Raw genomic sequence first — 13643 nt, forward strand, 5'->3', positions numbered from 1 at the left:
AAATAGACTCTACAATGTGTTAATGCATGTTGTAGAGTCTTTCGTTTTATATTAAAATTAAGTTATGAATACAAGAAATTTTAAATGCTTTCAAGCAGTTTATGAAGAAAAAAGTTTACAACAAGCAGCAAGCAGATTATTTATATCTCCACAAGGTCTTAGTAAGATTATAAAGAATCTAGAAGAAGAGTGTGGTTCTTTACTTTTTACAAGAACAAAGGAGGGGTTAATAGCTACCGAGACAGGTAAAATTTTCTATGAGAAATCTAAGATTTTAACTAGAGAATTAAATGATATGTTTGCCACAATTGAATCTATGTCAGAGAAGGAAAAGCGCTTTAAGATAGGCTTTGCGGCAGGTACAGTAAGAGCGGTGAATATTCAAGAAATCAATAATTTCATGAAGGACAACCCAGAAATTCTAGCCTTTTGGCATGAGTATGAGAATAAGAAGATTTTAAAGCAAGTGCTAAACGACGAGATATCACTAGGCCTAGTAATTGGCGCTGTTAAGGAAAATGTATTAGAGTCCATCCTAGTTAAATCCTACCCAGTAGTTGCCTACGTCTATGAAGGTCACAAATTCTGGAATAGGAAGTCTATAAATATAGAAGATTTAAAGGATGAGTCCTTAATTAGCATGAATGAGAATTATCATATTTATAATGACTTAATTGATGCTTGTAATTTAAAGGGCTTTAACCCTAAGATTTCGGCAAAGCTTGGAGAAGGGGAATCCATTTTCAGACTAGTAGCTAATAAGATAGGCATTGGTATTTCCCCAAAGTTTTTAGATGACAAGGGAGAAATTAAGGCTATAAAGATTAATGAGGCTCCTAAATGGGATATATATGCTTGTTATAGAGAGGACTCAGCAGATAAGGAATTAGCTAAACGTTTCCTTGATGCCATAGTTTAGAAAGAGTAACTAATAATAAAGTCAAAAGGGAGAAATTAATGGAAAAAAGCAAAAAGTTAGCAAGAAAAATAATTGCAAAGATACCGAATTTTCTTGAAAAGATTATTGGTATAATTTTATTGGTTGGTGTTATTTATGGTGGCTTTAATTTAATTATGGAAGCCATGGATTTTTCTAGCGCTGAAAGTGCTGAGAGTTATCTTGAAGATATTTTAAATGCAGCCTTTAACGTAGTTTTAGTAATCGAGTTTGTAAGAATGTTGGTTAAACATTCTATGAGTACCATCATCGAGGTTCTTATATTTGCTATTGCAAGAGGACTTGTGGCAGGTCACGAAGAGCCACTATTTATCCTTATTCGTGTATCAGCAATTGCAGTTCTATTCTTTATTAGAAAGTATCTCTTTAAGGATTTTGATTTTGAGGAAGAAGAATAGAAATATTAGCTAGTCTAGAAAATGCAAAAAAATCTTTTGCTAATCGTTGACAATACATTTTTATCACCCTATTTCCAAAATCCAATAGAGCTATTCTTAAAGAAGCTTTAGAGCGAATTAGGAAGGCGGTAAAAGAGCTAGAATAGGAGAAATTATGACTATTTTACAGTTAAAATACGTTATAGCAATAGCTAATTCTCGTTCTATGAGAGGAGCAGCAAGTGGACTGTTTATATCACAGCCAGCTTTATCTGCGTCTATTAAAGAATTAGAGGAAGAGCTAAATATACAGATTTTTGATAGGACTAATAAAGGAATTAGCTTAACTAAAGAGGGCGAGGATTTTTTAACCTATGCCAAGCAGGCAGTAAGTCAATATAGTCTTATTGAAGACCGCTACTTAGATAAAAATAAGGATAAGATACATTTTAATGTGTCTATTCAGCATTATATATTTGCAGTGCATGCTTTTATTAATACAATTAAAAGCGTGGATGCAAGCAAATATATTTATTCCCTTAGTGAGACTAAAACAGATGATGTGTTATTAAATGTAGGAAAGTTAAATAGTGAAGTTGGAGTAATATCCTATACTAAAAGCAATGAGAGACTTATAAAAAAGCTTTTTAGAGAGTATGGCTTAGAATTTAATGAATTATTAAAAAGGGATACTTATGCCTATATGTGGAAGGAACATCCTTTAGCCAAAAAAGAATTAGTGTCACTTGAAGATTTAAAGGATTATCCTTGTGTCTCTTTTAATCAAAATAGTGATAAGGCTTTTTATTTACCTGAGGAAGCATTATCTAATTATAATCAGGATAAGAGAATAGAAGTTAATGATAGAGCTAGTTCAGTAGAGTTTATGCAGGCCCTTAATGGTTATTCTATTGGTACTGGCATTATGATTGATAGTAAAGCCTTAAAAGAGGGCTTTGTAAGTGTTAAATTAAAGGAAGAAGATCCACTAACTATAGGGTATATAGTAAGAAAAAATAACAGTTTATCTGATATTGCAAAGCTTTATATTGGGGAATTGTTAAAGTATAAGGAAATTGTTTAATAGATTTTGTGAAAACATAAATAAAGCTGTATAATAAGAAAAACTTATTACTAGAGATAAGAATTAAGAATTTTTCAAGCAAAAAAAAGGATGATAATATATATGCAATCCTATAAGGATAGGAAATACAGTTTAGAATTTATGGAGGAAATGGGAAATGAGTGATATTAAACAGAGTGCAGCAGAATTAATTGGAGGCACACCAATTTTACAGCTTAATGCATATCAAAGAAAAAGAGGAATTACTAATGCAACAATTCTTGCAAAGCTAGAATACTTAAATCCAGCGGGATCAACAAAGGATAGAGCAGCTTATTATATGATAAAGGATGCTGAAGAAAAGGGACTTCTAAATCCAGGTGCAACAATTATTGAGCCTACAAGCGGTAACACAGGTATTGGTCTTGCATCAGTTGCAGCAACAAAGGGCTATAGAGCAATTCTAACACTTCCTGATACAATGTCAGTGGAAAGAAGAAATCTTTTAAGAGCTTATGGTGCAGAACTTGTTCTAACAGAAGGTGCTAAGGGCATGGCAGGAGCTATTGAAAAAGCAGAAGAATTAAACAAGGAGATTGAGGGTTCGATTATTCTTGGTCAGTTTGTTAATCAGGCAAATGCACAGGCACATAGAGAAACAACAGGACCAGAAATCTGGAAGCAGACAGATGGTAAGGTAGATATTTTTGTAGCAGGCGTTGGTACGGGCGGAACAATTACTGGTGTTGGTGAATACTTAAAGTCACAGAATCCAGATGTTAAGGTTGTAGCAGTAGAACCGGCATCAAGCCCAGTTTTATCTAAGGGAGTTGCAGGCCCTCATGGCATTCAGGGTATTGGTGCTAATTTCGTACCAGAATTATTAAATACAGAAATTTATGATGAAATTATTACTATTGAGAATGAAGATGCTTTTACAGAAGGTAGAGAATTTGCTAGAGCAGAAGGTATATTAGTAGGTATTTCTTCAGGTGCAGCTCTTAAGGCAGCTCAGATTCTAGCCCAAAGAGAAGAAAACAAGGGTAAGACTATTGTGGCTCTTTTACCTGATTCAGGCGATAGATACCTTTCAACAGCACTTTTTGCTGAATAGAATATTTAGATAGATATTAATTTATAAAAGATAGAGGTTACTTATATGAAGAAAGCTTTAATTGCTATGAGCGGTGGCGTGGATAGTAGCGTTTCAGCTCATTTAATGATAAAAAGAGGATACGATTGCATGGGTACAACAATGCGTCTTTATGAAAATGATATGATAGGTGAAGACTTACTTAGTACCTGTTGTTCTCTTAAGGACACTAATGATGCAAGATCAGTCTGTGACAAGATTGGCATTCCTTTTAAGATTCTTCATTATGAGAATCTTTTTAGGGAAGAGGTTATGGAAGACTTTGTTGCCAATTACGAGGCAGGTCTTACACCAAACCCATGTATCGTATGTAATAAGCGTTTCAAGTTTGGACGTTTAATAGATAAGATGGAAGAATTTGGCATGGACTATGTGGTAACCGGTCACTATGCAAGAATTTATTATAACGAAGAGACTAAGAGATACGTTTTAAAGAAGGCGGTGGACCTTTCAAAGGATCAGAGCTATGTTTTATATAACATGTCTCAGGAGCAGCTTGCTCACACAATCTTCCCCCTTGGAGAGTACACAAAGTCAGAGGTTAGAGAGATTGCCCTTGAAAATGATTTCGTAAACGCTAAAAAGCACGAGAGTCAGGACATTTGCTTTGTTCCAGATGGTGACTATGTAGCATTTATGGAAAGATTTAGAAAGAAGAGTTATGAGCCTGGTGATTTTGTAGATCTTAAGGGAAATGTAATTGGTAAGCATAAGGGTTATGTTCACTACACAATAGGTCAGAGAAAGGGCCTTGGTATTGCCATGGGTCATCCTGTATTTGTTGTGGATATTAATCCTAAGGAGAATAAGGTAGTTATTGGCGAGAGCGAGGATTTATTTAATGATACTTTAATTGCAGATAACATTAACCTAATTTCCGTACCAGACCTTTATGAGCCAAGAAAAATCAAGGCCAAGATTAGATATGCCATGACAGAACAAGAGGCCACTGTTAGACAGCTTGATGATAATAGAATAGAAGTAAAATTTGATAAGCCACAAAGAGCCATAACTAAGGGACAGGCAGTTGTTTTATACGACGGCGAGGACGTAGTTGGCGGTGGCCGAATCATTGATATAGTAAGAAATTAATAAATTAGCTCCGATAGACTTAAACATTTGGGAGGACAGATTATGACACTACAGCAGATGAAATATGTTATAGAAATAGCCGAGAGAGGCTCTATGAACGAGGCAGCAAGATATCTATTTATTTCCCAGCCAAGTTTATCAGAGAGTATTAAGGAACTAGAAAAGGAAATTGGTGTAAAGATTTTTTCAAGAAGCAATAGGGGTATTGATTTAACTATTGAAGGTCGTGAATTTATTGGCTATGCCAGACAGATTTTAGAGCAGTATTCCCTTCTTGAGAATCACTACAATCAAAAGTCAGAGAATGAAAAGAAGTTCTACGTTTCTACCCAGCACTACACCTTCGCAGTGGAAGCATTTTCAAAAACCATAAGAAATGCCGGCATTGACGAATACGACTTTGCCATCTATGAGACTCGTACTCACGAGGTTATTAAGGATGTGAAAAATGGGCGAAGCGAGCTTGGAATTATCTATCTTAACGACTTTAATGAGAAGGTTTTAAATGCGGATTTAAAGGAGAATAACCTTTTATTTACAGAGCTTTTTGAGTGCTCGACTTATGCCTATTTAAGTGCTGATCATCCTCTTGCTAATAAGCAAAAGATTAGCTTTAGGGAATTAGATGGCTATCCTTGTCTTTCCTTTGACCAGGGGGATAAGAATTCTTTCTACTATGCTGAGGAGGTTTTAAGCACTTACCCCTATAAGAAGTTGATTCATGTAAATGATAGATCAACTGCCCTGAATATGATGACTTTACTAGATGCCTACACCTTGTGTTCTGGCGTTATATGTGAGCAGTTAAACGGTGAGGGCTATAAGGCGGTGCCGCTTGAATCTGAGGAGAAGATGCGCATTGGCTATATTAAGAGATCTGATAGTAAGTTATCAGACATAGCTAAAAAGTTCATAAAAGAATTAAAGAAATACGGTTAATGACTATTTTAGTTTTTTGTTATATGCTTTTTGAACGCAGTGTAAGCTATCTTAAATTAAGATTGGCTTGCTTATTTCAGAAGGGGATTTGCTCCTTCTGAAATAGGATGCGTAAGGGCAAAGATAAAGTAAGAATAAAGATGAGAAATAAGGCTCTAGGATATTATGTCCTAGGGCCTTTTTACTGCCAAGGCTATAGGAAGAGCTTATAACTAACTCTTAATTTTAAGAATTATACAGGCTGCTTTTCTAGTGTTAAGATTTAATCAAGTTAAGGAAAGCAAAGAACTCATGAGGATCTTAACTAATATAGGATAGTATGAAAGGAGTTAAATATGAGCGAGCATAAATATAGATTTGAAACTTTACAATTACATGTAGGACAGGAAGAGGCGGATCCAGTAACAGATTCAAGAGCAGTGCCAATTTATCAGACAACTTCTTATGTTTTTAAAAATGCAAAACATGCAGCAGATAGATTTAATTTAAGAGATTCAGGAAACATTTACGGTAGACTTACAAATTCCACACAGGCAGTGTTTGAAGACAGAATTGCAGCCCTAGAAGGGGGCGCGGCAGCCTTAGCAGTTTCTTCTGGTGCGGCAGCAGTAACTTATTCGCTTTTAGCCCTAGCAGGAGCAGGAGATCACATTGTAGCTCAGAATACAATTTATGGTGGCAGCTACAATTTACTTGATAACACACTTAAAAATTATGGCATTAACACAAGCTTTGTAAACATTCACGACCATAGTGAGGTGGAGAGTGCCATAACTGATAAGACTAAGGCCATTTTCATAGAAACTCTTGGAAATCCTAATTCAGATATCCCTGATATTGATAAGATTTCTGAAATTGCCCACAAGCATCAGATTCCATTGGTTATAGATAATACCTTTGGCACACCTTATCTTATTAGACCTATTGAGCATGGAGCTGACATTGTGGTTCATTCCGCTACAAAGTTCATTGGTGGACATGGCACAACTCTTGGTGGCGTCATTATTGATAGCGGCAAATTTGATTGGAAGGCTTCGGGAAAGTTCACTCAGTTTACTGAGCCAAATGTAAGTTATAATGGAGTTTCATTTACAGATGCAGCAGGAGCGGCAGCATTTGTAACATACATTCGCGCAATCCTACTTAGAGACACAGGTGCTACACTTTCACCTATTAGTGCTTGGATTTTACTACAGGGCATTGAGACCCTTTCATTAAGAATTGATAGACATGTGGAGAATACTAAAAAGGTGGTGGAATTCTTAGCAAATCACCCATTAGTAGAGAGAGTAAATCATCCATCTCTAGAAAATCACCCACAGCACGAGCTTTATAAGAAGTATTTCCCTAAGGGTGGAGCTTCTATCTTTACCTTTGATATTAAGGGTGGCCAAGAAGAAGCCTATGCCTTTATTGATGGCCTTAAGATTTTCTCACTACTTGCAAATGTAGCAGATGTAAAGAGTTTGGTAATTCATCCTTATGATACAACTCATGCAGAATTAACAGAGGAACAGTTAGAAAAGGCTGGAATTTACCAGAGTACAATTAGATTATCAATCGGTACAGAACATATTGATGATATTATCTGGGATTTAGAGCAGGGCTTTGAAGCCGTAGAAAAGTTAAATTCACAATTAGAAAAGAAACTAGCTTAAAAAGATAAAGACCTAGTGATTAGAAGACATAATACAATATTTAAGATAATTAATATGCCATTATATTTATCTTCATTGATGTGATTATACAAAACCTTAAAAAGAGAAAGAAACGGGATTAGTTAAAAACTAGTCCCGTTTCTTGTTACATTTTCATTATTATTAACCTAAATTAGATGTTAAGTAAATCGCTGTAAACCTTAAGAGCGCCCTCTGTTTCGTGAGCAAGTACCTTCTTAGCAAGAACCTTACCAAGCTGAACACCTTCCTGATCGAAGCTGTTGATGTTCCATACAAAGCCCTGGAACATAATCTTGTTCTCGAAGTGAGCAAGTAAAGCACCAAGTGCCTTTGGTGTAAGCTTATCACCAACGATAATGCTTGATGGACGGTTACCTGCGAAGTTCTTGTTAGCGTTGTCATCCTTCTTACCGCAAGCAAAGGCTACGATCTGAGCTGCAACGTTAGCGCAAAGCTTCTGCTGGCTTGTGCTACCCTGAATATCAACATCAGTTTCAAGCTGGTTGTTTCTAAAGCCGATGAACTGAAGTGGTACAATATCAGTTCCCTGATGTAATAACTGATAGAAGGAATGCTGTCCGTTAGTTCCTGGTTCACCAAAGATTACAGGACCTGTTTTATAATTAATTGCTTCACCAAATCTATTAACTGACTTACCATTAGATTCCATATCAAGCTGCTGTAAATGAGCTGGGAAACGGCTTAAAGCCTGTGAGTATGGTAAAACAGTTGTACAAGGATAACCAAGTACATTTCTTTCATAAACACCAATTAATGCATCAAGCATAGCTGGGTTCTTTAATAAATCCTTATTCTTAGATAAAAGGTCTTCTTCTGCTGCGCCAGCAAGGAAATCTGCAAATACTTCTGGGCCAAAGGCAAGAGAAAGTACTGCGCCACCTACTGAAGATGTTGAAGAGAAACGACCACCAATATAATCATCCATAAAGAATGCAGCTAAGTAATCAGATGACTTAGCAAGTGGAGATGTCTGGCTTGTTACAGCTATCATATGCTTAGAAGCATCAAGACCAGCCTTCTTTAGGGCATCCTTTACAAAGGATTCGTTAGTTAATGTCTCAAGTGTTGTACCTGACTTAGAAACTAATACGAAAAGTGAATGAGCAACATCGATTGAGTTAAGAACTGCTGCTGCATCATCAGGATCTACGTTACTAATAAACTTAGCTTCCATCTTAAAGGCGTTGTTCTTCTTAGCCCAGTTTTCAAGGGCAAGATACATAGCACGAGGACCAAGGTCAGATCCACCGATACCAATCTGAACTACTGTTGTAAACTTCTCGCCTGCTGCATTAGTGATTTCGCCTGCGTGAACCTTGTTAGCAAATTCAGCGATTCTAGCCTGCTCATTAGCATAGAATTCTCTCTTATTAACTCCATCAGCCATAACATCATTACCTAACTGACCACGTGTTAACTGGTGAAGAACTAATCTCTTCTCGCCTGTATTAACAACTTCACCATTATATAATGCTTCATACTTATCAACTAACTGAGCTTCCTCTGCTAACTTTGCTAAGCAATCTAAAACTTCTTCGTTAACCTGCTTAGAAGCATAATTATAGTTAAGACCAGCACCCATAGGAACTGTCATTTCCTTAACTCTTTTAGCACCATTTTCACCAGACATAACCTCAGTTAAGTCTACTTTTGCAACCTTAGTAAGTGCATTATATGCACCTAGAGTATCCATATTACTCCAATTAACCATATAAAACCTCCAAATTAGTAGCATTTAGCTAATTATTTTTATTCCATATAGCATGGAAACTTATAAATTGTTAAAAACACAACATAAGGAAATTATACTCCTTTTAGACTTCTGAAACAATATATAAAGTTCAATTGACTTGATTTATCTAGATGTTCTACAATTATTCTAGTTTACTTAGTCAGCTAAAAAATTGGGCTAAGATTATAAACTTTAGGAGGATATTTTAAGTGAAATTTGTAATTCAGGTAGTAACAGATGCAAATGTAAAAGTAGAGGGAAAGACAGTGGGAGAAATCGGCAAAGGCTTTCTAGTTTTAGTAGGCGTGGGTCAGGAAGACACTAAGGAAGTGGCAGATAAGATGATTAAGAAACTTATTGGAATGCGCATTTTCTCAGATGAAAACGGAAAGACAAATCTAGCCCTAAAGGATGTTAATGGTGAATTACTTCTTATTTCACAGTTCACTCTTTACGCAGATTGCAAGAAGGGCAACAGACCTAACTTCCTAAATGCAGGTAAGCCAGAAATGGCCAATGAACTTTATGAATACATCATTAGCGAGTGTAAAAAACATGTGCCAGTGGTAGAAAAGGGTGTATTTGGCGCAGAGATGATGGTTTCATTAACTAACGATGGTCCTTTTACAATTATTCTAGATTCTAGAGATTTGTAAAAATAAGACATAAATCAAAATACATTTATAAAGGAGCAAGGAAGATGAACTTTGAAAAATATCAGGATTTCATTATGGAAAAGACTCTTGAGCTTTTAAACATCAATTCTCCAACAGGTTACACTGAGGATGCTGCAAACTACTGTTTAGAGGAGTTTAGAAAGCTTGGCTTTGAGGCTAAATTAACTAATAAAGGTGGCGTATTAGTTAATATTGGCGGTAAAGATAAGGAAAATGGCCTTCTACTTGAGGCTCACACAGATACACTAGGGGGCATGGTTTCCTCTATTAAGTCTAGCGGACGTTTAGTGGTTACACCTCTTGGTGGCATGAATGCCAATAATGCTGAGACTGAAAATGTAACAGTAATCACTAAGTTTGATGGTGAGTATGAAGGTACTTTCCAGCTTAACAATGCAAGTATCCATGTAAATGGAGAATATAACGATACTAAGAGAACCTTTGATAGTTGTGAGGTTGTACTTGATGAGGATGTTAAGTCTGAGGAGGATACTAAAAAGCTTGGTATTAGCGTTGGTGATATTGTTTGCTTTGAACCTAATGCAAGAATTACTAAGTCGGGCTATATTAAGAGTAGATTCCTTGACGATAAGTTAAGCGTTGGTATTCTACTTGGATTTGCAAAATATATTGCTGACAATAAGCTTACACCTAAGCGTGCAATCTACATTCACATTACAGTATTTGAAGAGGTAGGCCACGGCGGATGTGCATCTGTACCAGAGGGGGTTACTGAGGCAATTTCTGTAGATATGGGTTGTGTTGGTGAAGGTCTTACATGTACTGAAAAGCAGGTTTCTATCTGTGCTAAGGACAGTGGTGGTCCTTATGCATTTTCAATTGTTAAGGGTCTTATTGAGGCAGCAAAGAAAGCTGGCGCTGATTATGCAGTAGATGTATATCCTCATTACGGTTCAGATGTAGAGGCTACCCTATCAGCAGGTTATGATATTAAGCATGGTCTTATTGGTGCTGGTGTTTATGCTTCTCACGGCTATGAAAGAAGCCACAAGGAGGGCGCTCTTAATACAATGAAGTTATTAGTGGCTTATGCAGATCTTTAACTCAGTCGGATTACAAGCTCCGACTGAGTTAAACGCTCCGCGAGGATGCGCACGGATTCGGACAGGAATTTGTCTGCTTCAGCAGACCCGAATCCGGCGCGCAAGACTCGCGAGCGAGTCTTGACTTCTCAATTGTATTTTTGTAAAAAACGGACATAGTAAATTATGTAAAAAAACGACATTTTTAAAATAATAAAAAAGGAAGTTCTAACTTTTGGGTTTTCACCATAAACTAATTAGAACTTCCTTTTAGTATTCTTATTTAGCTTTTTTAACTCAGTCTTGACAAGCTTTAGATTAGTTAAATATAGCTCTTAGTCTAGGCCAAGCTTTCCTTCTTCATCCATCATACGGCTCATCTCTTCAATTCGCTCAAGTGGGAAAGGTGGGTTAGCAATAGGCTTCATAGCAATTGACATAAGCTTCATTGGATTGTCATCTGCTGCGATTCTGTTAGAGCTTAGGGCACCACAAGTCTTGCAACGGTGGATAATAGCCCACTCGCCATTCTTTCTTACCCAAACACCGATTGGCTCCATAACTCCGCCACAATCAGCTTCTCTATCACCTGGTTCGATATCAAGGTGCTTACTTGAAAGACAGTAAGGACAGTGATTTCTGTGATCACTACTTGCACCATCTGGTTTTATTGTTCTTCCGCAAACATCGCATGTGAAAGTCTCTTCACAGGCATGATCTTTATAATAACCTTTTTTCATATTATCTCCTTGTTTCTAGATATATTAATAGATATATTAATAATTAAGTAAAGTAATGCTAACATAAGAAAATAAAAAAGGCAAGTTAGGGAAAATACTTAACTTTCACGACAGTTTATAAAAAAGTAATAAAGTTTTATTTTAGTTTTACTTTACAAAAATAAAGACTTGTTTTATAGTATAAAGTACAAAATTTAATTTTATACAATTTATCACAGAACTTGCGTTTTAGACATATTTACATTAAAGAAAAAGTAAAAAGGAAAGGGTTTGGTTATGGTAACAATTATTGAAAATCAGTCTTTTGATGAAGAAAGAGCTTTATATGGTGTTAAAGATACAACAGTTTCTAATTGTAAGTTTGAGGGACCAGCTGATGGCGAGTCTGCACTTAAGGAAGCTAGAGACATTTGCATAGATAAGACATCCTTCTCTTTAAGATATCCTCTCTGGCATGTGGATGGCTTTAAGATGTTAGATTCTACAATGGATGACAAGACTAGAGCTGCTATTTGGTATGCTAAGAATGGTGAAATTACTAATTCTAAGCTTGGCGGTATTAAGGCAGTTAGAGAGTGTTCTAATATTACAGTTAAGGATTCAACTGTTGAGTCACAGGAATTTGGCTGGAAGTCAGATAAGATTACACTAGATGGTGTGGATATTACATCTGAGTATATTTTCCTTGATTCATCTAATCTTAAGCTTAATAAGGTTAACATGAAGGGGAAGTATTCCTTCCAGTATGTTAAGAACATGGAAATCACAGATAGTAACTTAGATACTAAGGATGCTTTCTGGCATAGTGAGAATGTTACAGTTAAGAACAGCGTAGTTAAGGGCGAATATCTTGGTTGGTATTCAAAGGGTTTAACACTTATTAACTGTAAGATTATTGGTACACAGCCACTTTGCTACTGTGAGAATTTAACACTTATTGATTGTACAATGGAAGGCACAGATCTTTCATTTGAATACTCAGATGTTAATGCTACAGTTACTGGTAACATTGAATCTGTTAAGAATCCAAAGTCTGGTAAGATTGTTGCTGATTCAATCGGTGAGATTATTAGAGAAGATGCAGTTATTGAATGTAATGCAGAAGTAGTAACTAGATAAATTTACATAATTAAAGGGACGGTGTTTGCCGTCCCTATTTTTTTAGTTTAAAATCTTTGTTTCATACTTTATCTTGTTAGCCTGAAGTAGGCTAGCAAGTGTAAGTGCTGCACCAGCGATACTAAAGACATAGTTAAGTATAAGGTCGCTGTTGTAAGCGCTAGCAAATTCAGAGCTATATTCCTTCATCTGTGGAATATATGAAAATGCATCAAAGAAGTTTACATCACTAAAGGTTCTAACGAGCCAAATTGCGTAATTAATCTGAACTGAGAAATAAATCATAGCACACATAATTACAAAGCAAATTACTATGCCGACCCAAGAAATCTTCTTAGCAAATTTCTGATAAAGAGCAAAGGTTGCATAACCCATTACGATACCTGAAATTACGGCAACATAGTTTAACTGTCCAATAATTACGATACAAAGTACACCCACTAAAGAACCTAAGATACCACCAATAATACCGGCAGCGAAGTTTTCCTTAATTGAATGTTCATACTGCTGTGCCTGTGAGAAATTCTTGCTGATATCGTTATAACTAATGCTATCTAAAATGTGGAAGTTGCCGGCAATTACTGCTGCAACGAGATTTTCTGTTCTACCACTAATTTCATCACAAGGGATGTAATTCTGGCTTTGAAGATAATTTACCACATAAGCAATACTATTGCAGATGTTCTGAACTAGTGCTTCCATCTTTCCGTTTGGTACAAAGCTAATAGTTAAAAGGCAGTTCTGAATAGTTGCATTACAGAAATGCTTTCTTGTGTTGCTATTAATTGTGTTAATTAATTCTGTGATATTAGCTGAATTAAGAGTTGTATTAGTGGATGGATTAAAAGCAGTAATTCTAAATTCAACCTTAGTTGCTGCACCATAACTTGAAAGTGTGTTTACAATAATTGTATATCCGTTATAGTTTCCACTTGAAAAATATCCTGATGGATCTAGATTAAGACCTAATGTATTGGCTACATTAGTCATGAGCTTTTTAGTATTAGCCATTCTATAACCTCCATTTTTGAAAAAAGTTCCCATAAATTG

The 13643-nt window shown here is 36.0% G+C and carries 13 protein-coding genes; 10 read left to right on the plus strand and 3 right to left on the minus strand.

The features are described 5' to 3' along the window. The first annotated feature begins 64 nt into the window (after positions 1–64). The 7 genes from BLQ66_RS01035 to BLQ66_RS01065 all read left to right on the plus strand — a co-directional run bounded on the left by BLQ66_RS01035 (position 65) and on the right by BLQ66_RS01065 (position 7240). Positions 65–919 carry a LysR family transcriptional regulator gene (locus tag BLQ66_RS01035; RefSeq protein ID WP_074520513.1) on the plus strand — a complete coding sequence of 285 codons (855 nt, stop codon included), beginning with the start codon at positions 65–67 and terminating at the stop codon, positions 917–919. Between the two features lie 38 nt (positions 920–957). Beyond that, positions 958–1356 carry a hypothetical protein gene (locus BLQ66_RS01040; protein ID WP_074520514.1) on the plus strand — a complete coding sequence of 133 codons (399 nt, stop codon included), beginning with the start codon at positions 958–960 and terminating at the stop codon, positions 1354–1356. Positions 1357–1510: 154 nt separating this feature from the next. Beyond that, entirely contained in the window at positions 1511–2419 is a 909-nt protein-coding gene (locus BLQ66_RS01045) for a LysR family transcriptional regulator (RefSeq protein ID WP_074520515.1), read from the plus strand. 157 nt (positions 2420–2576) lie between these two features. Next, positions 2577–3512: a cysteine synthase A gene (gene cysK, locus BLQ66_RS01050; protein WP_074520516.1), complete on the plus strand. Its 936-nt coding sequence runs from the start codon at positions 2577–2579 to the stop codon at positions 3510–3512. 45 nt (positions 3513–3557) lie between these two features. Then, the gene (gene mnmA / locus BLQ66_RS01055; protein ID WP_074520517.1) at positions 3558–4643 is read left to right on the plus strand and encodes a tRNA 2-thiouridine(34) synthase MnmA; all 1086 of its coding nucleotides are present in this window, start codon (positions 3558–3560) and stop codon (positions 4641–4643) included. 42 nt (positions 4644–4685) lie between these two features. Continuing rightward, on the plus strand, positions 4686–5582 hold the full coding sequence (locus BLQ66_RS01060) for a LysR family transcriptional regulator (RefSeq protein WP_074520518.1): 897 nt from the start codon (positions 4686–4688) through the stop codon (positions 5580–5582). Positions 5583–5917: 335 nt separating this feature from the next. Continuing rightward, entirely contained in the window at positions 5918–7240 is a 1323-nt protein-coding gene (locus BLQ66_RS01065) for an O-acetylhomoserine aminocarboxypropyltransferase/cysteine synthase family protein (RefSeq protein WP_074520519.1), read from the plus strand. A 172-nt stretch (positions 7241–7412) separates the two neighbouring features. Here BLQ66_RS01065 and BLQ66_RS01070 read toward each other — a convergent pair whose 3' ends face one another. Further along, on the minus strand, positions 7413–8993 hold the full coding sequence (locus tag BLQ66_RS01070) for a glucose-6-phosphate isomerase (RefSeq protein ID WP_074520520.1): 1581 nt from the start codon (positions 8991–8993) through the stop codon (positions 7413–7415). A 230-nt stretch (positions 8994–9223) separates the two neighbouring features. Here BLQ66_RS01070 and dtd point away from each other — a divergent pair, with 230 nt between their 5' ends. Beyond that, on the plus strand, positions 9224–9670 hold the full coding sequence (dtd, locus tag BLQ66_RS01075) for a D-aminoacyl-tRNA deacylase (protein WP_074520521.1): 447 nt from the start codon (positions 9224–9226) through the stop codon (positions 9668–9670). 44 nt (positions 9671–9714) lie between these two features. Further along, entirely contained in the window at positions 9715–10755 is a 1041-nt protein-coding gene (locus BLQ66_RS01080; RefSeq protein WP_074520522.1) for a M42 family metallopeptidase, read from the plus strand. Between the two features lie 314 nt (positions 10756–11069). On the opposite strand, the gene BLQ66_RS01085 is transcribed toward BLQ66_RS01080, so the two are convergent. Then, entirely contained in the window at positions 11070–11474 is a 405-nt protein-coding gene (locus BLQ66_RS01085; protein ID WP_027431720.1) for an RNHCP domain-containing protein, read from the minus strand. 276 nt (positions 11475–11750) lie between these two features. Between BLQ66_RS01085 and BLQ66_RS01090 the strand changes: the two genes are divergently transcribed. Next, positions 11751–12593 carry a DUF3737 family protein gene (locus tag BLQ66_RS01090; protein WP_074520523.1) on the plus strand — a complete coding sequence of 281 codons (843 nt, stop codon included), beginning with the start codon at positions 11751–11753 and terminating at the stop codon, positions 12591–12593. 42 nt (positions 12594–12635) lie between these two features. On the opposite strand, the gene BLQ66_RS01095 is transcribed toward BLQ66_RS01090, so the two are convergent. Beyond that, positions 12636–13604: a hypothetical protein gene (locus BLQ66_RS01095; protein ID WP_074520524.1), complete on the minus strand. Its 969-nt coding sequence runs from the start codon at positions 13602–13604 to the stop codon at positions 12636–12638. Positions 13605–13643 lie beyond the last annotated feature (39 nt).

This window comes from Lachnospira pectinoschiza, assembly GCF_900103815.1.
Classification (GTDB): domain Bacteria; phylum Bacillota; class Clostridia; order Lachnospirales; family Lachnospiraceae; genus Lachnospira; species Lachnospira pectinoschiza_B.

Bases quoted from the DNA above. Each gene is read 5' to 3' on its own strand.
- BLQ66_RS01035 (WP_074520513.1), top strand. From the start codon at position 65: ATGAATACAAGAAATTTTAAATGCTTTCAAGCAGTTTATGAAGAAAAA.
- BLQ66_RS01040 (WP_074520514.1), top strand. From the start codon at position 958: ATGGAAAAAAGCAAAAAGTTAGCAAGAAAAATAATTGCAAAGATACCG.
- BLQ66_RS01045 (WP_074520515.1), top strand. From the start codon at position 1,511: ATGACTATTTTACAGTTAAAATACGTTATAGCAATAGCTAATTCTCGT.
- cysK (WP_074520516.1), top strand. From the start codon at position 2,577: ATGAGTGATATTAAACAGAGTGCAGCAGAATTAATTGGAGGCACACCA.
- mnmA (WP_074520517.1), top strand. From the start codon at position 3,558: ATGAAGAAAGCTTTAATTGCTATGAGCGGTGGCGTGGATAGTAGCGTT.
- BLQ66_RS01060 (WP_074520518.1), top strand. From the start codon at position 4,686: ATGACACTACAGCAGATGAAATATGTTATAGAAATAGCCGAGAGAGGC.
- BLQ66_RS01065 (WP_074520519.1), top strand. From the start codon at position 5,918: ATGAGCGAGCATAAATATAGATTTGAAACTTTACAATTACATGTAGGA.
- BLQ66_RS01070 (WP_074520520.1), bottom strand. From the start codon at position 8,993: ATGGTTAATTGGAGTAATATGGATACTCTAGGTGCATATAATGCACTT.
- BLQ66_RS01080 (WP_074520522.1), top strand. From the start codon at position 9,715: ATGAACTTTGAAAAATATCAGGATTTCATTATGGAAAAGACTCTTGAG.
- BLQ66_RS01085 (WP_027431720.1), bottom strand. From the start codon at position 11,474: ATGAAAAAAGGTTATTATAAAGATCATGCCTGTGAAGAGACTTTCACA.
- BLQ66_RS01090 (WP_074520523.1), top strand. From the start codon at position 11,751: ATGGTAACAATTATTGAAAATCAGTCTTTTGATGAAGAAAGAGCTTTA.
- BLQ66_RS01095 (WP_074520524.1), bottom strand. From the start codon at position 13,604: ATGGCTAATACTAAAAAGCTCATGACTAATGTAGCCAATACATTAGGT.